Origin of the sequence: Buttiauxella sp. S19-1 (genome assembly GCF_022134725.1) — a bacterium.
Classification (GTDB): Bacteria; Pseudomonadota; Gammaproteobacteria; order Enterobacterales; family Enterobacteriaceae; genus Buttiauxella; species Buttiauxella ferragutiae.
Genome location: NZ_JAHWLU010000004.1, coordinates 67,695 through 89,322 on the forward strand (window position 1 = coordinate 67,695; position 21,628 = coordinate 89,322).

Sequence of the window (21,628 nt, forward strand, 5' to 3'; positions counted from 1 at the left end):
GGATAAGCGCAGCGTCATCCGATAAAATTACTCGACAGCAAACTCCTTAGCCAGGCGGCTCACACCCAATCCGTTGATCTTCTTCACCTTAATCTGTACCGGAATACGTTCTTTCATTGCCTCAACGTGGCTTATCACGCCGATGGTTTTGCCGCTGGCATTGAGCGTATCTAACGCATCCAGCGCGGTGTCCAGTGTCTCTGCGTCCAGCGTGCCAAAGCCTTCATCAAGGAACAGCGAGTCGATGCGGGTTTTGTGGCTCACCAGGTCGGATAACGCCAGCGCCAGCGCCAGGCTGACCAGGAAACTCTCACCACCTGAAAGCGTGCGAGTGTCGCGCACCGCATCGGCCTGCCATGTATCGACCACTTGCAATTCCAGCGCTTCGCTATCTTTGCGTTGTAACAAATAACGCCCATGCAAACGGTTTAGCTGGTTGTTCGCCAACCACACCAGATTATCGAGCGTTAGTCCCTGGGCAAACTTACGGAATTTATCGCCTTCCTTCGAACCAATTAACGCATTGAGATAGCCCCAGTCTTCAACTTGCTGCTGGCACTCGACGATGGACTGCATCAGCCCTTGCTGGCGTAGGCGATTTTCTGCGTCATGGCGAAGCTGTTGCTGAATCTGTCCTTGTTGCGTGGTGTTCTCGCGCAGTTGCTGATTACACAGCGTTAATTGTGCGTCCAGCAAACTCAGTTCTGCATCGTCAGCAAGCGTAGTTGGGCGAGCCGCTTTATGGTCAGTGAGCGCTTTCTCAGCTTGCTGGCAAAGAATGGTTTGCTGCTGATGCTGTTGCTCAAGATGCTGTTTTTTCTGCTCAAGTTGCTGGCGTTCACTTTCATCGAGTAATGCGGCCTGGAATGACGGTGCATCGGCGAACTGGCTAGCGGCAAGGGCGGACAGGAACTGCTCATTTGCCTGACCCACGCGGGCTTCTTCCTGTTGCAACTGCTGTTGCAGCGTCTTCCACTGGCTCTCCAGCGCAATACAGTCGCTGTGCAAGTTATGCCAGTTTTGCAACGCTGAAATTTGTTCGCTTTCGGATAGCGGAGCAGGCGTGGTGCCATCATCAATCAGCGCATTGAGTAGGTTTTCCAGGGCGTTTAGTTGCTGTTGTAAACGTGGAAGTTGTTCATTGCGCTGTTGCCAGTTTTGGGATTCCTGTTGGCGCTGTTCCAGCCAGCTATGTTCTTCACCGTGAGCGGGATGTTGTAGGCCAGCATTTTCGAGCACGCTATTGAGTGTTTCTCGTTGTGCCGCGGCCTCTGCCGCTAGTTTGCTGTGTTGCAGACGCGTCCGAGCGAGTTGCTCCTCCAGCACGATCCGTTGGCTGAGTTGATGCAGCTGCTGCTCGCGTTTTTCTTCGCTTTCCAGCCACTGCTGGAGGTCGTCCTCGGGCTTCAGCGCCAGTTGCAGGCTGGCGCACAGTTGCTGCCAGCGTAGACGTAATGCCTTCTCTTCTTCATCAAGCGTTTTGATGGCGACAACCAGGTTTTCGCGCTGTGAACGCAACGTGTCGAGTTGGCCTTTCATCGCAAAACCAGCTTCCGCAAGGCTGGCAACTTCACGTTTTAGTGCCGTCAGACGCTGCTGATTTTCTCCTGGCTGTATGGCCTGATAATCCGCCACTGCCGGATGCTGCGTGGAACCACACAGCGGGCAAGGTTGATCGGGTTGCAAATGGGCGCGTTCAGCTTCGAGACTGACAATGCGCATTTCCAGTTCGCATACTTTTTCCAGGTCACTTTCATGCTGGCGGCGCTCTTTGTATTGCTGGCGTTTGAGTGCCAGCTCGACATCGCCTTGAGTGATCTGTTTTTCAAGTGCAGTAATATCTTGTTGCTGCTGGATTTTTCGCTTGTGAAGTGAGGCAAGTTGCGGCTGTAAAGCAGCAAGCTGCTGGCGCAAAGGGCGCGCGGTAATCGTTGCTTGTAAATGAGTACTCACTTCATCAGCAGTGAGCGTAAGCTCAACGGCTGGCAGCAGTTCCAGCTTTTTCTGGCTAGTTTCAATATCACGCTGCAAGGTCTGTAGCTGGCTGGCATCGCGTTGTTGTTGATTGAATGCCATGCGCCAGCCTGCAAGTTCAGCGCCCCACAGGCGGTACCTGTCATGCGTTTTCAGCCAGGCTTGCAGCTCGCTGTTTTCATGCGCCAGTTTTGCTGCCTGGCTTGCGGCGGCCTGCCGGGTCTGCTGGCGTCGCACTGTCGCTTGATGTAAGCGAGTATTCACTTCTTCGCTTTGTACGCGGGTGTTTTGCAGCGTGGCCTGTAATTCCTGCAAGCGTTGCCAGTCAGGGCGCAGTTTTTCTGCGGGCTGGGCTCGTGTTAGTTTTTCGAGAAGCGGCACTGCTTCTTCGATTGCGCGAGTTGCCGCATTCAGTGCCGTTCCCGCATGCGAATGTTTTTGAGTCAACAGGTCGAGTTGGCTGAGCCATTGCTGGTGTTGCTGAAGTGTCTGCTGTTCAGCCAGGCGGTTTTTTTCTTCTGTAGTAAGTGCCTGCAAACTCTCTGAAAGCTGCTGGCGCTGGGATTCATCCAGAAGTGCTACACCTGCTGCCTGCGCTTGCAGGTTCTCTAATTGGCTGCGTACATTTTTATGATTTTCGAACACCGCCGCAGAAACTGTACCGTAAATTTCAGTACCGGTGAGTTCTTCAAGCAATGAGGCACGGTCATTGGCGTCGGCATTTAAAAACGCCGCAAACTGCCCCTGAGAAAGCATCATGGAGCGGGTGAAGCGGTCGTAATCGAGTCCGGTCAATTTGGCGGTGATATCGAGCTTATCTTTCACTTTATCGGCGATGATCTTGCCGCTTTCTACTTCAGCCAGCTCAACGCGCGGGGCTTGCAGATTGCCGTTGGCCGCATTACGCGCCCGGTTCTGGCTCCAGAATGCGCGGTAGGCAACACCTTTTACTTCAAATTCCACTTCCGCCAGACACTCGGCAGTGTCGCGGGTCATCAGGTCATTCTGCGATTGCGAGACCGTGTTGAGACGTGGCGTTTTGTGATAAAGCGCGAGGCAGACAGCATCAAGTAGCGTAGTTTTACCCGCTCCTGTTGGCCCGGTGATGGCAAACAAACCATTGCTGGCGAAAGGCTCGCGGGTGAAATCAATTTTCCATTCCCCTTTCAGGGAGTTGAGGTTTTTCAATCGCAGACTGAGGATTTTCATGCTTGTTCCTCCGCGTCATGCAGGCTGGCGACCGTTTGGGCAAACAGAGTGCGCAGGCGTTTTGCGCGTTCTTCAGTGGTTTCTTCCTGAACCAGGCGGCGTTCAAAAACCTCTTCAACCGTCAATTCACTTAGGGTTTCTTTATGTTGTTGAGCAATAACACGCTCGCGCTGCTCACGGCTACGGCGCAGCAAAACCACTTCAACAGGTAGCGTTTCGGTTAGCTGTTGAATATGGCGCTGCATATCATGCAGATATTCATCGGTGGCGATTTCAATATCCAGCCACACTTTGGGTTCTGTCGGTGCATCGCGCCATTGTTCAAGCTGCTGTTCAATTTCGTTCAGCGAACCTTTGATCACCGCCAGCGGCTGGCTAACTGGTACCGTAAGTGGGGTGACTTCATGAAGTTTACCTTCTGAAAATTCAACCAGATAAACACTTTTAGTCTTACCGGTTTCGTCAAAACTTAACGGTATTGGTGAGCCGCTGTAGCGGATATGCTCGGTGCCACCAATTAATTGCGCACGGTGAATATGGCCCAGGGCAATGTAATCGGCATCCGGGAAATGCTGCGCCGGGAAAGCGTCGAGTGTGCCAATATAGATGTCTCGCACGGCGTCACTTTTCGTCACGCCGACGGTGGTTAAATGCCCGGTGGCGATAATTGGCAACTGCGCGTCAGCGCGCAGAACGCAAGCGGCGCTAAAACACTGCTGATAATGTTCACCGATCGCTTCCATTAATGAACGCTGCTTTTCATGGCCGGATAAACCCGCCAGACTGTTTTGAATATCGCGTGGCCGCAGAAAGGGAATAGGGCAGAGAATAGCACCAGGCGCGCCATCTTTCGTATTCAGTACAATTGCCTGCTGGCTGGTATCGTGGCGTGCGCTGGCGACGACATAAGTGTTAAGACACGCCATCAGTTCACGGGACTCGTTCAATGTGGCAACTGAGTCATGGTTACCGGCGAGCACCACCAGTGAGCAGCCGGTAGACTGGAGTTGCACCACAAAGCGGTTATACAGTTCTCGCGCATAGCTTGGTGGCGAGCCAGTATCAAAAATATCGCCCGCGACGATTATTGCATCCACATCATGTTCAACGGCAGCTTTCAGCAGCCATTCAAGAAAAGCCTGATGCTCCGGCCCGCGGCTTTTGGTATAAAAATTTTGACCAAGGTGCCAGTCTGATGTGTGAATTATGCGCATAACCTGTCCGGTGGCTTAAAAGCGAGGCCTCGATTATAAGGGGGCGAGGCGGAAAACGGCATAGGTCTCTGTGTCATAAATCAAATTGATGAGTCACTAAACAGTCATGTTTTTCATAAATCTGTCATAAATCTGACGCATAATGGCGCCGCATTGAAACAACTATAATTATTCCTTGAGCAGGGCGAATCATGGCGAAGCGTATTTTAGTCGTAGAAGATGAAGCTCCAATCCGTGAAATGGTGAGCTTTGTGCTTGAGCAAAACGGTTTTCAGCCTGTAGAAGCGGAAGATTATGACAGTGCAGTGAATCTGCTTATCGAACCCTTCCCGGACCTGATTTTACTGGACTGGATGTTGCCAGGCGGCTCGGGTATTCAGTTTATCAAGCACCTGAAGCGTGAAGCATTGACGCGGGAAATCCCGGTAATGATGCTGACAGCACGAGGTGAAGAAGAAGATCGCGTGCGTGGCCTGGAAGTTGGTGCCGATGACTATATTACCAAGCCGTTTTCACCGAAGGAGCTGGTGGCACGCATTAAAGCTGTGATGCGCCGAATCTCTCCGATGGCGGTGGAAGAGGTTATTGAGATGCACGGGCTGAGCCTTGACCCTTCATCACATCGCGTGATGACCGGTGAAAACCCGCTGGACATGGGGCCAACTGAATTTAAGTTATTACACTTCTTTATGACGCATCCGGAACGGGTATATAGCCGTGAACAGTTGCTTAACCATGTATGGGGCACCAATGTGTATGTCGAAGACAGAACAGTGGACGTACATATCAGGCGGTTGCGTAAAGCGCTCGAACATAGCGGGCATGATCGAATGGTACAAACAGTACGCGGTACGGGTTATCGGTTCTCAACCCGCTTTTAGTTCCTTATCAGGAGAGTGACGCGTGCTGGAACGGCTGTCATGGAAAAGGTTGGTGATGGAGCTGCTGCTCTGTTGCTTACCTGCTGTCATCTTGGGCCTTATTTTTGGCTATTTACCCTGGTTTTTATTACTGGCGGTCACAGGACTGCTGGTTTGGCATTTCTGGAATTTGCTTCGTTTGTCGTGGTGGTTGTGGGTTGATCGCAGTATGACACCGCCCCCTGGTCGCGGGAGCTGGGATCCGTTGTTATACGGTCTTCATCAAATGCAGCTGCGTAATAAAAAACGCCGTAAAGAATTAGGCAATTTAATCAAACGCTTTCGCAGCGGCGCGGAATCACTGCCCGATGCGGTAGTGCTGACTACCGAAGAAGGGACCATTTTTTGGTGTAACGGGCTGGCCCAACAGTTGCTGGGGTTACGCTGGCCGGACGATAACGGGCAGAACATCCTTAACTTGCTGCGTTACCCTGAATTTACCCGCTATTTGACGCAAAAAGATTTCGCCCGGCCGTTGACGCTGGTGCTTAACAATGGCCGTCATCTGGAATTCCGTGTGATGCCATACAGCGACGAGCAGTGGCTGATGGTGGCACGTGATGTCACGCAGATGCACCAACTGGAAGGGGCGCGACGTAACTTTTTTGCCAACGTTAGCCATGAACTGCGTACTCCGTTGACGGTACTGCAAGGTTATCTGGAGATGATGCAGGATCAGGCGCTTGAAGGGCCGCTGCGCGATAAGGCTCTGGGCACCATGCGCGAGCAAACTTCGCGGATGGAAGGTCTGGTGAAACAGCTTTTGACGCTATCTAAAATTGAAGCGGCACCGGCAATGGTGCTCAATGAAAAGATTGATGTGCCACTGATGCTGCGTGTGGTGGAGCGAGAAGCGCAAACCCTCAGTCAGCAAAGGCAGACGTTAAAGTTCGATATTGATCCCTCACTCAAAGTCTTCGGTAATGAAGAACAGCTACGCAGCGCGATTTCAAACCTGGTGTACAACGCGGTAAACCATACGCCGGAAGGGACGCAAATTACCGTGAGTTGGAAACGGGTCGCGGGTGGTGTGGGCTTTAGCGTGGCGGATACTGGTCCTGGTATTTCTGCGGAACATATCCCACGCCTGACCGAGCGGTTCTATCGAGTGGATAAAGCGCGTTCAAGGCAAACAGGTGGTAGTGGGTTAGGCCTGGCAATAGTGAAACATGCATTAAGCCATCACGATGCGCGTCTGAATATCGAAAGCCAGCCAGGGAAAGGTTCCACGTTTTCCTTTGTGTTGCCTGAGCGTTTAATCGTTAACGATAAAGTGCTGTAAGCCGCGTAAGTTATGACACTGATGACAAGTTTTTCGTAGATCGGATAAGCGAAGCGTCATCCGACACTTCTCTCTGTAACAACTGGCGCAAATGGTGGATGACGATATCGCTTATCTACCCTGCAAAACCCGTTTATCGCTGAATAGTGTCAAAATAACTTTCCACAGGTCAGCTTGCTGGCCTGTGTTTTTTTTGCCCACATGTAAATCAAAAAAGCTTAATTGGTGATATTTTAACCACACAAAAAACCATACAATTTTCTAATGTATAAACAAATCCACTGATTTTAAGTCTAATTTAAGGAGATCAATCTGGTTTTTGGATCCCTTCTTGCCTTCAAACGCTATAAGCGTTTTAATTGCGCCCCTGTGAATAGCAGACCGACTGGATTTGAGTGGTAATTCAAACAACTATTCTTCGCCACCGATCCCGGAAAGGATTTTCCGCTGTCGTTACTGCCAATCACCGCTTTTATGCCGATGTATGACTGTCTAAGGATTGGCAAATACACGCATAAAAATTTGAATACTTACAACACCACACATCCACAGGCTGCCAAAATTTTATGACCCATCATCTGAAATCTCGAGACATCCTCGCGCTAGGCTTTATGACCTTTGCGCTGTTTGTCGGCGCAGGCAATATCATTTTTCCACCAATGGTGGGGTTACAAGCTGGCGAACACGTCTGGATTGCCTCACTTGGCTTCCTGGTGACCGCGGTTGGTCTGCCCGTTTTAACTATCGTCGCGATTGCTCGTGTCGGTGGGGGTATTGATAGCCTGAGCTCACCGATTGGCCGTCGTGCCGGTGTGCTGTTAGCGACTATTTGTTACCTGGCGGTTGGCCCATTGTTTGCCACCCCGCGTACGGCTACTGTTTCCTTCGAAGTCGGGATTGCACCACTGGTGGGTTCGGGTGAACTGCCACTGTTTATCTACAGCCTGGTTTACTTCGCGATTGTTATCGGTATTTCACTGTATCCAGGTAAATTGCTGGACACCGTTGGCCACGTGCTGGCTCCGGTGAAAATCGTTGCGCTCCTGGCGCTGGCGGCGGGTGCAATGCTGTGGCCAGCAGGCGGTATCAGCACTGCGACTGAGGCGTATCAGAATGCGGCGTTTGCTAACGGTTTTGTGAATGGCTATCTGACGATGGATACCCTGGCGTCGCTGGTGTTCGGGATTGTGATTGTTAACGCGGCACGTTCCCGTGGCGTGACTGAATCCCGCTTGCTGACACGCTATACCATTTTGGCTGGCCTGATTGCTGGTGTTGGCTTAACGCTGATTTACCTTGCGCTGTTCCGCCTGGGTTCTGATAGCGCTACGCTGGTCGCTGACCAAAATGCCAACGGTGCTGCGATCCTGCATGCCTATGTGGCTCATACCTTCGGTAGTGCTGGTAGCTTCTTCCTCGCCGCGCTGATTTTCCTTGCCTGCATGGTCACGGCAGTTGGCCTGACTTGTGCGTGTGCTGAGTTCTTCAGCCAGTATCTGCCACTGTCTTACCGTTCGCTGGTGTTTATCCTTGGCTTGTTCTCGATGGTGGTTTCTAACCTCGGGTTGAGTCATCTGATTCAGGTTTCAATTCCGGTGCTGACGGCGATTTACCCGCCGTGTATTGCGCTGGTGGTGCTGAGTTTCACCCGTCCGTGGTGGCATAACTCAACCCGTGTGATTGCGCCAGCGATGGTCATCAGCACCTTGTTTGGCATCATGGATGGGATTAAAGCTTCAGCAATCAGCGATATTTTACCCGCGTGGACTTCCCACTTGCCGCTGTCCGAACAAGGCCTGGCATGGTTGCTTCCGACCATTATCATGGTGGTAATTACCATCGTATGGGACCGAGCCGCAGGGCGACAGGTGGCCTCCGCCGCCCACTAAAAATTATAATTTTGTACAACCACGGGGCTTTGCTCCGTGGTTTTTTTTATTGTTAAGCAGGGTTGGAATTAATGGAAAACGCTAATAAGCTCAAGCGCGGCTTGAGTACCCGGCACATACGCTTTATGGCGTTGGGTTCGGCAATTGGCACCGGGCTGTTTTATGGTTCGGCAGACGCTATCAAAATGGCAGGGCCAAGTGTGTTGTTGGCCTACATCATCGGTGGGGTGGCGGCTTACATCATTATGCGCGCCCTTGGCGAGATGTCGGTTCATAACCCTTCCGCCAGTTCATTTTCACGCTATGCGCAAGATAACCTCGGCCCGCTGGCAGGTTACATCACCGGCTGGACTTACTGTTTTGAGATCCTGATTGTCGCAATTGCCGACGTCACCGCATTTGGTATCTATATGGGGCTGTGGTTCCCGGCGGTACCACATTGGGTCTGGGTATTGAGCGTAGTGCTAATTATCTGCGCCATTAACCTGATGAGCGTCAAAGTGTTTGGCGAGCTGGAATTTTGGTTCTCTTTCTTCAAAGTCGCGACCATCATCATCATGATTGCTGCCGGTATTGGCATCATCGTTTGGGGTATTGGTAACGGTGGTCAGCCAACGGGTATCCATAATTTGTGGAGCAATGGCGGCTTCTTCAGCAATGGCTGGATAGGCATGATTATGTCGTTGCAGATGGTGATGTTTGCTTACGGCGGGATTGAAATTATCGGTATCACTGCAGGTGAAGCGAAAGACCCACAGAAGTCGATTCCTCGCGCCATCAACTCTGTTCCGCTACGTATCCTGGTGTTCTATGTGGGCACGCTGTTTGTCATCATGTCTATCTATCCGTGGAACCAGGTGGGTACGGAAGGCAGCCCGTTTGTACTGACGTTCCAGCATATGGGGATTACGGCTGCGGCAGGGATTCTTAACTTCGTGGTGATCACCGCATCGCTTTCAGCCATTAACAGTGATGTCTTCGGTGTCGGCCGCATGTTGCACGGTATGGCAGAGCAGGGCAGCGCCCCGAAAGTGTTCGCCAAAACATCACGCAACGGTATTCCGTGGGTCACTGTGTTGGTCATGTGCTGCGCACTGTTACTGGCGGTGGTGCTCAACTACCTGATTCCAGAAAACGTTTTCCTGGTGATTGCTTCGCTGGCGACCTTTGCCACGGTTTGGGTTTGGATAATGATCCTGCTGTCGCAGATCGCGTTCCGTCGCAAGCTATCCCCTGAAGAAACTAAGGCGCTCAAATTCCCGGTACCGGGCGGCGTGGTAACCACCATTGTGGGCCTGGTGTTCCTGGTGTTTATTATCGCGCTGATTGGCTGGCATCCTGACACGCGCATCTCGCTGTATGTCGGCTGCGTGTGGATTGTGTTGCTGCTGGTTGGCTGGATGTTTAAACGTCGTCAAATACTCGCCACAAACTCGTAAGAGTCTTACAGGGTGGACTAGCGTTAGCAAAATCCACCCTATAACTTACATTTCCGGGCACTCTACTTTACTTATTGCTTCCCAGTAGTTTTTCTCGTTGTTGCGTTCAAGCGCAATTCTCGCGTCGCGGATATACATTTTGTTATCTTCGTTGGCGAGAATTTTGTTCCCCCAGGCTTCATCCGTCATTTTCTTTTGTGGATGGCAGGTCTTTTTTAAATCCGCAGTAATCTGTTGTTTATACTTCCCAAATTGCAGCGATTCATAAGGCGAGGCAGCCAGCGTGTTGGCGGAGTAAAATACGAACAGAAGCAAGGAAAGGCTACGGGCAATAGTCATGGCGAGCTCCTTGATGCAGGGCAGATGGAGTAAGAATATTCTCACTATAGGTATCGCTAACTTATTAAGCAACCGACGCTATTTCTCCGCCCCCGCTTTCCTCCCCCAATAAAAATAGTAATGATGAGTGATAAGCGCTTACGCTGTGGCAAGGTGGCGTCAATTTATTCTCTGGGAAAGCGATTATGTTTAATGCCTGGCACCTTCCGGTGCCCCCTTTTATTCAGACACGTAAAGACAAGCTGTACATCAGTTTGTGGGTTTCTGGTGATGATTTGCCGCACCGCGTGGTACTCCGTTATGAAAAGGATAACGAAGAAACCTCGGTACAGATGACTCGCCAGAAAGCCGCACCCGCTGAAGGTATTGTCGCCTGGCGCGGAGTGATTGATTTATCGGAAGGGCAACCGCGACGCCGCTACAGTTTTAAAATGTTGTGGCTGGATAAACAGCGCTGGTTAACGCCACAAGGTATCGGGTCGATCCCGCCGGCACGCCTTGAGCAGTTTGCGGTCGATCTGCCTGACGATGGCCCACAATGGGTACAGGATCAGATCTTCTACCAGATTTTCCCCGATCGTTTTGCCCGCAGTGAGCAACGTACTCCGGAACAGGATCGGATCTATTATCACCACGCCGCAAAGCGCGACATTATCTTGCGTGACTGGGATGAGCCGCTGATAGCGGACGCAGGCGGATCGACCTTCTATGGCGGCGATCTTGACGGTATCAGTGAAAATCTTTCGTATCTGAAGAAGCTGGGTGTCACTGCGCTGTATCTCAACCCGATTTTTACCGCGCCGAGCGTCCATAAATACGATACTCAGGATTATCGCCACGTCGACGTGCAGTTTGGTGGCGATCACGCCTATTTGCGGTTGCGTAAAAACACTCAGCGTTACGGTATGCGCCTGATGCTCGACGGTGTGTTTAACCACAGCGGCGATACTCACCAATGGTTTGACCGCCAGCAAACACACGGCAGCGGTGCGAGCCACAACCCGCAATCACCCTGGCGCGATTTTTACAGCTATAACCAGGAGGGGCAAGCGCTCGACTGGCTCGGCTATTCCAGTTTGCCAAAGCTGGATTACCACTCCTCCAACCTGGTTGACGAGATTTACCAGGGCGACGAAAGCGTGGTGCGCCATTGGTTGCGTGAACCGTGGGGCATAGACGGCTGGCGGTTGGATGTGGTGCATATGCTAGGCGAAGAGGGTGGCGCGAAAAACAACCTGCTGCACGTTTCCGGTATCACCAAAGCGGCGAAAGAAACCAAATCTGATGCCTATATTTTGGGTGAACATTTTGGCGACGCCCGCCAGTGGTTGCAGACAGATGCCGAAGATGCGGCGATGAACTATCGCGGTTTCACCTTCCCGCTGTGGGGATTTCTTGCCAACACCGATATTTCCTATGATCCGCAACATATCGACGCACAAACCTGTATGGCGTGGATGGATGAATATCGTGCGGGGCTTTCTCATCAGCAGCAACTGCGCATGTTTAACCAGCTCGACAGCCACGACACCGCACGCTTCAAGTCGATCCTTGGCAAGGATGCGGCACGCTTACCTCTGGCCGTCGTGTGGCTGTATTGCTGGCCCGGCGTGCCTTGCGTCTACTATGGTGATGAAGTGGGTTTAGATGGCAATAACGATCCGTTTTGCCGTAAACCTTTCCCATGGAATCCGGATCAACAAGATCTGGGGCTGCTGGCACTTTATCAACGGCTCGGAAAATTACGCCACAAAAGCCGCGCCTTGCGCCACGGCGGCTGCCAGGTAATTTACGCCGAGGGCGACGTGGTGGTATTCGTTCGTGTCTGGCAAAACGAACGTGTGCTGGTGGCGATTAACCGTGGTGATGAAGCACTGAGAACGCTGCCGTGGAACCCGCTGTTGCACGGCAAAGCGTGGACACAGCTTGAAGGCGAGGCGACGTTAGAAAATTGCGCACTGTCGCTACCTGCGGTCTCCGTTTCATTGTGGCATAGTCTCTAGTCCTGCAACCGGTTTCCCTTTTGCCAGGCAAAGGGGAATACCGGTGCTATCCTTACTTTTCCCTCTCATCAATAACCTCTGCTTAAGTTAGACATTTCCAGATCTCATACCATTTGGGAGGCTGTACCTTGTGCCGCTTCCTTAATCATTCAGATGAAATTTAAGGAAAATTTATGTCTATACGTGAACTGATCGACCCCACCAACTCCACCCTGATCTTTATTGATCACCAGCCTCAAATGTCTTTTGGCGTGGCGAATATCGACCGCCAGACGCTGAAAAATAACACCGTTGCGCTAGCTAAGGCCGGAAAGATCTTTAACGTTCCGACTATTTTTACCTCGGTAGAAACGAAGAGTTTCAGTGGATATATCTGGCCTGAATTGCTGGCGATACACCCAGAAATTACGCCTATCGAACGCTCTTCAATGAACTCCTGGGAAGATGCGGCTTTTGTTGCGGCGGTGAAAGCGACCGGCCGCAAGAAACTGATTATTTCTGCTTTGTGGACCGAAGTGTGCCTGACGTTTCCTGCCTTGATGGCGCTCGACGAAGGTTTTGAAGTTTACGTTGTGACTGATACTTCGGGCGGCACGTCGGTCGATGCTCACGAACGCTCAATTGACCGCATGGTACAGGCCGGGGCCGTTCCGGTGACCTGGCAGCAGGTGTTGCTCGAATACCAACGCGACTGGGCGCGCCGCGACACTTACGATGCGGTGATGGATCTGGTGCGCGAGCACAGCGGTGCCTATGGCATAGGCGTCGATTATGCTTACACCATGGTCCATGGCGCGCCAGAACGGAAAGCCTGATTTATCGCCGCAGGAAGCCTCCTGCCTTTTGCTTGTTTTGCATCAGGAATAGCCTATGGCTGACAACAATACTGTCACGCTGGTGATAACCCACGCTCTTAAATCAGGCCAGGCGGCGCATTATGAGCAATGGCTGGCGAAAATCATGCCAGCCGCTGCGCGTTATCCCGGACATCTTGGCGTGCACGTTATTCGCCCCACCACCGGAAACGATGTCTACAACATCGTGATTCGTTTCGACACCCTGGAGAATCTCACCGCTTGGACTAAATCGGCTGAGCGAGAAACGCTGGTTGAGGAGATAAAACCTGCTTTGCGTCTTGACGATCATCTGGAAGTTCGCACCGAAAATGCCTTCTGGTTTACCCCGGAAACCCCAGCGCTGAAACGCCCCGCGCAATGGAAGCAATTCCTGATCACCCTGGCGGTCATTTTCCCGAGCACCAACGTTGTTCCGCGTGTTACCGCGATGCTTTTTCCTTCGCTGCACGGCTCGCTTTTGTTGCACCTCATCAATGATGCGCTGGTTGTCGCACTGGTGGTGTGGCTGTGGATGCCAGTCATGACGCGGCTGTTTGCCGGTTGGCTGAAAAAATAACGTTTTACTGAGGAGTACGGGTTATGTCGCAAATTGCCTCACTCATTCTCACTAACGGTCAGTTTCACACTCTCGACAGCGAAACGCCGCTCGCCGAAGCCGTGGCGATCAAAGACGGTAAAATTGTTGCCGTGGGCAGCGAATCCTGGGTGATGAGTTTTGCCAATGAAGAAACGCAGCGTGTTGATCTCAAAGGTTATACGGTGATTCCAGGCCTGAACGACTCACATCTGCATTTGATTCGTGGCGGCTTGAACTACAACCTGGAGCTGCGTTGGGAAGGTGTGCCTTCTCTGGCCGATGCCTTGCGTATGCTCAAAGAGCAGGCATTACGCACGCCGTCGCCACAATGGGTGCGCGTGGTCGGGGGGTGGACGGAATTTCAGTTTGCCGAGCGCCGTATGCCAACGCTTGAAGAACTCAACGAGGCGGCACCGGATACGCCGGTTTTTGTGTTGCATCTCTACGATCGCGCATTGTTAAACCAGGCGGCACTAAAAGCGGTGGGTTACACCAAAGACACGCCCAATCCAGCGGGTGGCGAGATTATGCGTGACCGAAATGGCAATCCAACCGGCATGCTTATCGCCAAACCGAATGCCATGATTCTGTACTCGACGCTGGCGAAAGGGCCGAAATTACCGCTCGATTTACAGGTCAATTCGACGCGCCAGTTTATGCGTGAGCTTAACCGATTAGGGATTACCAGCGCGATTGATGCCGGTGGCGGGTTCCAAAACTATCCCGAAGATTATCAAATCATTGACCAACTCCACGCGCAAAAACAGATGACGGTGCGTATTGCCTACAACCTGTTTACCCAGCGTCCGCAGCATGAGCTGGAAGATTTTGAAAAATGGACCGATATGCTGAAACCGGGGCAGGGCACTGATTTCTATCGTGCAAATGGTGCCGGGGAAATGTTGGTGTTTTCAGCCGCTGATTTTGAAGATTTCTTGCAGCCGCGCCCGGATTTACCAGACGGTATGGAGCAAGAGCTGGAACGCGTGGTGCGCCATTTAGTGGAACATCGTTGGCCATTCCGTCTTCATGCGACTTATAACGAATCCATCAGCCGTATGCTGGAGGTGTTTGAGAAGGTGAATCGTGAGATTCCGTTTAACGGCCTGCACTGGCTTTTTGACCACGCAGAAACCATCAGTGAAAAGAATATTGAGCGCGTTAAGGCGTTGGGAGGCGGTATCGCGGTCCAGCATCGCATGGCTTTTCAGGGCGAATATTACGCGGCACGTTATGGTGCCGAAGCTGTTAAACAGACGCCGCCTATCGCGAAAATGCTCGCCGCTGAATTACCAGTTGGGCTGGGGACGGATGCGACGCGTGTCGCCAGTTATAATCCGTGGACGGCGCTTTACTGGCTGGTGTCGGGGCGCACGGTAGGCGGGATGCAAATGTATGACGACAATAACCGGCTTTCGCGTGATGTGGCGCTTGAGCTATGGACGGCTGGCAGCGCGTGGTTTTCCAGTGAACAGGGTAAAAAAGGGCGTATTAAAGCCGGGCAACTTGCCGATTTAGTCGTGCTTTCAAAAGATTTCTTTAAGGTGCCAGAAGAGGAAATCAAAGGCATTGAATCGCTGTTAACGCTGGTGGATGGCAAAGTGGTTTATGCGGCAGGTGCCTTTACCGCGCTTGCTCCACCACCGATTCCAGTGCTACCCGAATGGTCGCCTGTGGTGAACGTTCCTGGGCATTACCGTTCGGCACCGCCAGAGGCTGGGAAAGTGGGGATGATGGCGCAAGTTCACCAATGCTGCGGAAGCTGTAATGTGCATGGTCATCAACATGATACGGCGCGTAAATCAGCGATACCTGTTGCTGATGAAGGCGCATTCTGGGGCGTGATGGGCTGTTCTTGTTTTGCTTTCTAGAAACTAAAAAAGGCCGCTTGCGCGGCCTTTCTCGTCAAAAACGTTTAGCAATTACAGGCTAGAAACGTTTTCGCTCAGGTATTTAGCAACGCCGTCTGGAGACGCGTTCATGCCTTCTTTACCTTTTTCCCACTGAGCTGGGCACACTTCGCCGTGCTCTTCGTGGAATTGCAGCGCATCAACCATACGCAGCATTTCATCAACGTTACGGCCCAGCGGCAGGTCGTTAACAACCTGGTGACGCACGATACCGGCTTTGTCGATCAGGAAAGAACCGCGCAGAGCAACGCCTGCGTCTGGATGTTCGATGCCATAAGCTTTCTGAATTTCACGCTTAATGTCAGCAACCATCGCATATTTCACTTCACCGATGCCGCCTTTATCAACAGGGGTTTTACGCCATGCGTTGTGAACGAACTCGGAGTCAAAAGATACACCAACGACTTCTACGCCACGTTTCTGGAATTCTTCGTAACGCTTGTCGAACGCAATCAGTTCAGACGGGCATACGAAAGTGAAGTCCATTGGCCAGAAGAACACAACGGTGGTTTTACCATTGGTGTGTGCTTTGAAGTTGAAGTTTTCAACGATTTCGCCACTGCCGAGTACGGCTGCAGCTGTAAAGTCAGGGGCTGGACGAGTAACCAGGACCATATGTACTCCTGTTAATTTTGTTAAAGTGAGTGTTAACGCAACGGGGGGGAGTATAGGGGCGGCAATCCCTCTAACTCAAGCATACTGTGCCGATTAATCAGATAGGATTTACCTATCAAAAAATGAATATTCGCACAGCAGCGATCCAAAGTAGCCCTTTTTTATAAAAGGGCAAGAAGTAAATAACCAGGCTGAGATCGGTTACAAACTTTTTTGTTCTGCCATTACCATCATGCGTGGGTAGAACTGCCAGAACAATTCTTCAAGCGCAGCGTAATGGGTATCAAGATCTTGCCAGGAAGCTCGCAAAGCATCGAGTTTTGGTCTACGCGTAGCCATCCCATTGAGAACATTAGCAATAAATGCCATGTCGCTATAACGCTCGAGCCAGCGCTCGTCCCACAGATAGTGATTAAGATTGATAAAGCGTTCTGGGGTATCGATTAAAAAGGGTTCGATATTGGCACGCGCGTAAGCGACAAATTCTGGCAGCGGCGTGTTTGGGCAGAGTGTCTGCCAGTGGCGTGAAACGAAATGGTCCCACATCACATCTAATGTTATCGGGGCGACACGGCGAGTTTCAGGGCGGAACCATTGTCGCGCAATCGCCACCTCCGGCAAGCTATCGGTCAGCACATCGACGCGACGATGCATATGGATACCCGCCACGACGTCACCCGGATAGCTTTCATTCGGGTTACCACGGACAAAATCGGCAAGCAAATTCCCCAGAAGTGAGCTGTCAGCAAGGCTTGCAAGATGTAAATGGGCGAGAAAATTCATAGTAACCTTAATTGTCGATTCAGCATTAACGGGCGTCCTTTTCCTTGCAGGGAGTGTCCCCTGGCACTAGACTGTAGCGCCACTTTTTAAGTCTTGAGCTCTAAACCATGCGTGTTGCCGATTTTTCCTTTGAATTACCTGAATCCTTGATTGCCCACTATCCACAAGCACAGCGCAGTGGGTGCCGTTTGCTGTCTCTGGAAGGGCCCTCGGGTAATTTAACGCATGGCACTTTCACCGATTTGCTCGATAAGCTCAACCCTGGAGATCTGCTGGTCTTTAACAATACCCGCGTGATCCCGGCGCGCCTTTTTGGCCGTAAAGCCAGCGGCGGCAAGATTGAAGTGCTGGTCGAACGTATGCTTGACGACAAACGTATCCTCGCGCATATCCGTGCTTCTAAAGCCCCTAAACCGGGTGCTGAATTGTTGCTGGGCGATGATGAAAGCGTACATGCCACGATGGTTGCGCGCCACGATGCGTTGTTTGAAGTGCAGTTTGAAGACGAGCGCAGTGTCCTTGATATTCTCAACAGCATCGGCCATATGCCGCTGCCGCCGTACATCGACCGCCCGGATGAAGACTCTGACCGCGAGCTGTATCAAACCGTTTATAGCCAGAAACCTGGTGCGGTTGCCGCGCCTACTGCCGGCTTGCACTTTGACGAGCCATTGCTTGAAGCGTTGCGCAATAAAGGCATTGAGCAGGCGTTTGTGACGTTGCACGTAGGAGCCGGAACATTCCAGCCTGTGCGCGTGGATAGCATCGAAGACCACATCATGCACTCCGAATATGCCGAAGTGCCACAGGACGTGGTTGACGCGGTGCTAGCCTGCAAAGCGCGTGGTAATCGCGTTATCGCAGTAGGAACCACTTCAGTTCGCTCATTGGAAAGTGCGGCGCAGGCCGCAAAAAACGACCTGATCGAACCGTTCTTCGGTGATACCCAAATCTTCATCTATCCAGGCTATCAATACAAAGTGATTGATGCACTGGTGACCAACTTCCACCTGCCGGAATCGACTCTGATCATGCTGGTTTCCGCGTTTGCTGGTTATAAAAACACCATGAACGCCTATAAAGCCGCTGTTAACTCCGAATATCGATTTTTTAGTTACGGGGATGCCATGTACATCACGTACAATCCGCAGGCGATAAATGAGCGCCCTGGCGCCTAATCAGTCAATTCTACGTCGCCGGTCAATCCGACGACGTTTTGTCTTAACCATCAGACTGTTTCTCTGATGCTGGAGGAAATGTGAAATTTGAATTAGATACAACCGACGGACGCGCTCGTCGTGGCCGCCTGGTCTTTGACCGTGGCGTTGTAGAAACGCCTGCTTTCATGCCTGTTGGCACTTATGGCACCGTAAAAGGGATGACGCCAGAAGAAGTTGAAGCCACTGGCGCACAGATTATTCTGGGCAACACCTTCCACTTGTGGCTGCGTCCTGGTCAGGAAATCATGAAGTTGCACGGTGACTTACATGATTTCATGCAGTGGAAAGGTCCAATCCTGACTGACTCCGGTGGCTTCCAGGTATTTAGCCTGGGCGATATCCGTAAAATCACCGAAGCTGGTGTGCATTTCCGCAACCCAATTAACGGCGACGCGATTTTCCTCGATCCAGAAAAATCCATGGAAATTCAATACGATCTCGGTTCCGATATCGTGATGATCTTCGACGAATGTACGCCATATCCTGCTGACTGGGATTACGCGAAGCGTTCCATGGAAATGTCTCTGCGCTGGGCACAGCGTAGCCGCGATCGCTTTGATTCTCTTGAGAATAAAAATGCGCTGTTCGGCATTATTCAGGGTAGCGTTTACGAAGATTTACGAGATATCTCGGTAAAAGGTCTGGTAGAGATAGGCTTTGATGGCTACGCTGTCGGCGGCCTGGCTGTAGGTGAGCCGAAGGAAGACATGCACCGGATTCTGGAACATGTATGCCCGCAAATCCCTGCAGATAAGCCTCGTTACTTGATGGGCGTAGGGAAACCGGAAGACCTTGTTGAAGGTGTTCGTCGCGGTATTGATATGTTCGACTGCGTGATGCCAACCCGCAATGCACGTAATGGTCACCTTTTTGTCACCGATGGTGTGGTTAAAATCCGCAATGCGAAGCATAAAGATGACACTTCGCCGTTGGATTCTGAATGTGATTGCTATACATGTCGCAATTATTCACGTGCCTACTTGCATCATCTTGACCGTTGCAACGAAATACTCGGCGCACGACTCAACACGATTCATAACCTGCGCTATTACCAGCGTTTAATGGCTGGTTTACGCAAGGCCATTGAAGAGGGTAAATTAGAGCACTTCGTGAGTGATTTTTACGAGCGAACCGGTAAACCAGTTCCACCTTTGAATGTTGATTAATTTAATAATGAGGGATTTTGAATGAGCTTTATCATTTCTGATGCGGTTGCTGCAACAGGTGCTCCGGCGCAAGGTAGCCCGTACTCTTTGATTCTTATGCTGGTGGTATTTGGTCTGATCTTCTATTTCATGATCCTGCGCCCACAGCAAAAACGTACCAAAGAGCATAAAAAGTTGATGGACTCTATCTCTAAAGGGGATGAAGTGCTGACTACTGGTGGTCTGGTTGGTCGCGTAGTGAAAGTAGCTGAAACTGGCTATATCTCAATCGCGCTAAACGACACCACTGAAGTGGTTATCAAGCGTGATTTCGTAGCTGCCGTTCTGCCGAAAGGCACTATGAAGGCGCTGTAATTTTCGTTTTTCCCTAAGGGAACTACCGTGCTAAACCGCTATCCTTTGTGGAAGTACATCATGCTGATCGTCGTCTTTATCGTCGGTCTGCTATACGCACTTCCCAACCTATATGGTGAGGATCCGGCAGTTCAGATCACTGGCGCGCGCGGCGTCGCCGCCAGTGAACAAACGCTGATCCAGGTCCAGAACACCTTAAAAGCAGATAAAATCACCGCTAAGTCTGTGGCGCTATCCGAGGGTGCAATTCTTGCACGCTTTGACACCACTGATACGCAGCTGCGCGCTCGTGAAGCGCTGATGGGCGTATTAGGCGACAAATATGTCGTCGCACTTAACCTTGCTCCGGCTACTCCTCGCTGGTTATCCGCTATTTCCGCAGAACCAATGAAACTGGGTCTTGATCTGCGTGGTGGCGTGCACTTCCTGATGGAAGTCGACATGGATACCGCACTGAGCAAGTTGCAGGAACAAACCATTGATAACCTGCGTACTGACTTGCGCGAAAAGAGCATCGCTTACACCAACGTGCGTAAAGCCGATAACTATGGTGCTGATGTTGTCTTCCGTGACAGCAAAACGCGTGATGACGCTATCTCTTATTTATCTCCACGCCATCGTGACCTGGTGATTTCCGCTCAGGGCAGCAACGCATTGCGTGCTGTAATGACGGACGCTCGTCTGAGCGAAGCGCGTGAGTATGCTGTTCAGCAGAACATTAATATCCTGCGTAACCGTGTAAACCAACTGGGTGTGGCTGAACCTCTGGTACAACGCCAGGGTGCAGATCGTATCGTGGTTGAATTACCTGGTATTCAGGATACTGCGCGTGCGAAAGAAATTCTCGGCGCGACAGCAACACTTGAGTTCCGTTTGGTTAACACCAACGTGGATGCCACCGCTGCTGCCTCTGGCCGCGTGCCGGGTGACTCCGAAGTGAAAAATACCCGTGAAGGTCAACCGGTTGTCCTGTACAAGCGTGTGATTCTGACCGGTGACCATATCACTGACTCCACTTCGAGCACCGATGAATACAACCAGGCACAGGTGAATATTTCACTGGATAGTGCTGGCGGTAACATCATGTCTAACTTCACCAAGGACAACATCGGTAAACCGATGGCAACCCTGTTTGTAGAGTACAAAGACAGCGGTAAGAAAGATGCAACCGGTCGTTCAATTCTGGCGAAACAAGAAGAAGTTATCAACGTGGCAAACATTCAGTCGCGCTTAGGTAACAGCTTCCGTATCACCGGTATCAGCAACCCGAACGAAGCGCGTCAGCTCTCTTTGCTGCTGCGTGCGGGTGCATTGATCGCACCAATCCAAATTGTTGAAGAACGTACCATCGGTCCAACCCTTGGTATGGAAAACATCAAGCAAGGTCTGGAAGCGTGTCTGGCAGGTCTGGCAGTTTCAATCATCTTTATGCTGTTCTTCTATAAGAAGTTTGGTCTGATTGCGACTTCCGCATTGTTGGTAAACCTGGTGATGATTGTCGGGATTATGTCCCTGCTACCAGGGGCAACGTTGACCATGCCGGGGATTGCGGGGATCGTGTTAACCCTTGCGGTAGCCGTCGATGCTAACGTACTGATAAACGAACGTATTAAGGAAGAACTTAGTAACGGGCGTTCGGTGCAACAGGCTATCCACGAAGGTTATCAGGGCGCGTTCAGCTCTATTTTCGATGCTAACATCACGACGCTTATCAAGGTCATCATCCTGTATGCCGTAGGCACCGGGGCAATTAAAGGCTTTGCGATCACGACCGGTATTGGTGTGGCGACGTCCATGTTTACCGCAATTGTCGGTACCCGTGCCATCGTAAACCTGTTGTACGGCGGCAAACGCATCAACAAGCTGTCTATCTGAGG

General features: G+C 51.4%; 17 protein-coding genes. 12 read left to right on the forward strand and 5 right to left on the reverse strand.

The window, feature by feature from the left end:
- Positions 1–27: 27 nt before the first annotated feature.
- Together sbcC and sbcD are read right to left on the reverse strand one after the other, a co-directional pair.
- Positions 28–3,183 (reverse strand): exonuclease subunit SbcC, encoded by a 3,156-nt coding sequence (gene sbcC, locus MES37_RS02095; protein WP_237930008.1) that lies wholly within the window; start codon positions 3,181–3,183, stop codon positions 28–30.
- The gene (gene sbcD, locus MES37_RS02100) at positions 3,180–4,397 is read right to left on the reverse strand and encodes an exonuclease subunit SbcD (RefSeq protein ID WP_064549215.1); all 1,218 of its coding nucleotides are present in this window, start codon (positions 4,395–4,397) and stop codon (positions 3,180–3,182) included. The genes sbcC and sbcD overlap by 4 nt, the downstream gene beginning before the upstream one ends.
- Positions 4,398–4,588: 191 nt before the next feature.
- Between sbcD and phoB the strand changes: the two genes are divergently transcribed.
- The 4 genes from phoB to proY all read left to right on the forward strand — a co-directional run bounded on the left by phoB (position 4,589) and on the right by proY (position 9,927).
- Positions 4,589–5,278 carry a phosphate response regulator transcription factor PhoB gene (gene phoB / locus MES37_RS02105; RefSeq protein WP_064549213.1) on the forward strand — a complete coding sequence of 230 codons (690 nt, stop codon included), beginning with the start codon at positions 4,589–4,591 and terminating at the stop codon, positions 5,276–5,278.
- A 22-nt stretch (positions 5,279–5,300) separates the two neighbouring features.
- Positions 5,301–6,599: a phosphate regulon sensor histidine kinase PhoR gene (phoR, locus tag MES37_RS02110; RefSeq protein WP_064549211.1), complete on the forward strand. Its 1,299-nt coding sequence runs from the start codon at positions 5,301–5,303 to the stop codon at positions 6,597–6,599.
- Between the two features lie 566 nt (positions 6,600–7,165).
- The gene (gene brnQ, locus MES37_RS02115) at positions 7,166–8,488 is read left to right on the forward strand and encodes a branched-chain amino acid transporter carrier protein BrnQ (protein ID WP_064549209.1); all 1,323 of its coding nucleotides are present in this window, start codon (positions 7,166–7,168) and stop codon (positions 8,486–8,488) included.
- A 71-nt stretch (positions 8,489–8,559) separates the two neighbouring features.
- Positions 8,560–9,927 carry a proline-specific permease ProY gene (gene proY, locus MES37_RS02120; protein ID WP_064549207.1) on the forward strand — a complete coding sequence of 456 codons (1,368 nt, stop codon included), beginning with the start codon at positions 8,560–8,562 and terminating at the stop codon, positions 9,925–9,927.
- Between the two features lie 45 nt (positions 9,928–9,972).
- Here the strand turns inward: proY and MES37_RS02125 are convergent, their stop codons facing one another.
- Positions 9,973–10,266: a YicS family protein gene (locus tag MES37_RS02125; RefSeq protein ID WP_064549205.1), complete on the reverse strand. Its 294-nt coding sequence runs from the start codon at positions 10,264–10,266 to the stop codon at positions 9,973–9,975.
- 185 nt (positions 10,267–10,451) lie between these two features.
- Here MES37_RS02125 and malZ point away from each other — a divergent pair, with 185 nt between their 5' ends.
- The 4 genes from malZ to MES37_RS02145 all read left to right on the forward strand — a co-directional run bounded on the left by malZ (position 10,452) and on the right by MES37_RS02145 (position 15,574).
- On the forward strand, positions 10,452–12,269 hold the full coding sequence (gene malZ, locus MES37_RS02130) for a maltodextrin glucosidase (RefSeq protein WP_237930009.1): 1,818 nt from the start codon (positions 10,452–10,454) through the stop codon (positions 12,267–12,269).
- 173 nt (positions 12,270–12,442) lie between these two features.
- A complete protein-coding gene (locus MES37_RS02135; protein WP_121814234.1) occupies positions 12,443–13,084 on the forward strand; it encodes a hydrolase in 642 nt (213 codons plus the stop codon).
- A 55-nt stretch (positions 13,085–13,139) separates the two neighbouring features.
- Positions 13,140–13,682: an antibiotic biosynthesis monooxygenase gene (locus MES37_RS02140; protein ID WP_121814233.1), complete on the forward strand. Its 543-nt coding sequence runs from the start codon at positions 13,140–13,142 to the stop codon at positions 13,680–13,682.
- Between the two features lie 23 nt (positions 13,683–13,705).
- Positions 13,706–15,574 carry an amidohydrolase gene (locus MES37_RS02145; protein ID WP_237930010.1) on the forward strand — a complete coding sequence of 623 codons (1,869 nt, stop codon included), beginning with the start codon at positions 13,706–13,708 and terminating at the stop codon, positions 15,572–15,574.
- Positions 15,575–15,625: 51 nt separating this feature from the next.
- Here the strand turns inward: MES37_RS02145 and MES37_RS02150 are convergent, their stop codons facing one another.
- Together MES37_RS02150 and acpH are read right to left on the reverse strand one after the other, a co-directional pair.
- A complete protein-coding gene (locus MES37_RS02150) occupies positions 15,626–16,228 on the reverse strand; it encodes a peroxiredoxin C (RefSeq protein ID WP_064549195.1) in 603 nt (200 codons plus the stop codon).
- Positions 16,229–16,429: 201 nt separating this feature from the next.
- On the reverse strand, positions 16,430–17,011 hold the full coding sequence (gene acpH, locus MES37_RS02155) for an ACP phosphodiesterase (RefSeq protein ID WP_064549193.1): 582 nt from the start codon (positions 17,009–17,011) through the stop codon (positions 16,430–16,432).
- Positions 17,012–17,118: 107 nt separating this feature from the next.
- On the opposite strand from acpH, the gene queA reads away from it, so the two are divergent.
- The 4 genes from queA (at position 17,119) to secD (ending at position 21,626) form a co-directional block, all read left to right on the forward strand.
- Complete coding sequence (queA, locus tag MES37_RS02160) at positions 17,119–18,189, forward strand: tRNA preQ1(34) S-adenosylmethionine ribosyltransferase-isomerase QueA (protein ID WP_064549191.1); 1,071 nt, start codon at positions 17,119–17,121, stop codon at positions 18,187–18,189.
- Between the two features lie 80 nt (positions 18,190–18,269).
- Positions 18,270–19,397, forward strand: coding sequence for a tRNA guanosine(34) transglycosylase Tgt (tgt, locus tag MES37_RS02165; protein ID WP_064549189.1), 1,128 nt, complete (start codon positions 18,270–18,272; stop codon positions 19,395–19,397).
- A gap of 21 nt (positions 19,398–19,418) precedes the next feature.
- The gene (yajC, locus tag MES37_RS02170; RefSeq protein WP_034457929.1) at positions 19,419–19,751 is read left to right on the forward strand and encodes a preprotein translocase subunit YajC; all 333 of its coding nucleotides are present in this window, start codon (positions 19,419–19,421) and stop codon (positions 19,749–19,751) included.
- A 27-nt stretch (positions 19,752–19,778) separates the two neighbouring features.
- Positions 19,779–21,626 carry a protein translocase subunit SecD gene (secD, locus tag MES37_RS02175; RefSeq protein WP_074388604.1) on the forward strand — a complete coding sequence of 616 codons (1,848 nt, stop codon included), beginning with the start codon at positions 19,779–19,781 and terminating at the stop codon, positions 21,624–21,626.
- Positions 21,627–21,628 lie beyond the last annotated feature (2 nt).

What these genes read in the sequence shown, in the direction of transcription:
- sbcC (WP_237930008.1), bottom strand. Translation starts at nt 3,183, where the DNA reads ATGAAAATCCTCAGTCTGCGATTGAAAAACCTCAACTCCCTGAAAGGG.
- sbcD (WP_064549215.1), bottom strand. Translation starts at nt 4,397, where the DNA reads ATGCGCATAATTCACACATCAGACTGGCACCTTGGTCAAAATTTTTAT.
- phoB (WP_064549213.1), top strand. Translation starts at nt 4,589, where the DNA reads ATGGCGAAGCGTATTTTAGTCGTAGAAGATGAAGCTCCAATCCGTGAA.
- brnQ (WP_064549209.1), top strand. Translation starts at nt 7,166, where the DNA reads ATGACCCATCATCTGAAATCTCGAGACATCCTCGCGCTAGGCTTTATG.
- proY (WP_064549207.1), top strand. Translation starts at nt 8,560, where the DNA reads ATGGAAAACGCTAATAAGCTCAAGCGCGGCTTGAGTACCCGGCACATA.
- MES37_RS02125 (WP_064549205.1), bottom strand. Translation starts at nt 10,266, where the DNA reads ATGACTATTGCCCGTAGCCTTTCCTTGCTTCTGTTCGTATTTTACTCC.
- malZ (WP_237930009.1), top strand. Translation starts at nt 10,452, where the DNA reads ATGTTTAATGCCTGGCACCTTCCGGTGCCCCCTTTTATTCAGACACGT.
- MES37_RS02135 (WP_121814234.1), top strand. Translation starts at nt 12,443, where the DNA reads ATGTCTATACGTGAACTGATCGACCCCACCAACTCCACCCTGATCTTT.
- MES37_RS02140 (WP_121814233.1), top strand. Translation starts at nt 13,140, where the DNA reads ATGGCTGACAACAATACTGTCACGCTGGTGATAACCCACGCTCTTAAA.
- MES37_RS02145 (WP_237930010.1), top strand. Translation starts at nt 13,706, where the DNA reads ATGTCGCAAATTGCCTCACTCATTCTCACTAACGGTCAGTTTCACACT.
- MES37_RS02150 (WP_064549195.1), bottom strand. Translation starts at nt 16,228, where the DNA reads ATGGTCCTGGTTACTCGTCCAGCCCCTGACTTTACAGCTGCAGCCGTA.
- acpH (WP_064549193.1), bottom strand. Translation starts at nt 17,011, where the DNA reads ATGAATTTTCTCGCCCATTTACATCTTGCAAGCCTTGCTGACAGCTCA.
- queA (WP_064549191.1), top strand. Translation starts at nt 17,119, where the DNA reads ATGCGTGTTGCCGATTTTTCCTTTGAATTACCTGAATCCTTGATTGCC.
- yajC (WP_034457929.1), top strand. Translation starts at nt 19,419, where the DNA reads ATGAGCTTTATCATTTCTGATGCGGTTGCTGCAACAGGTGCTCCGGCG.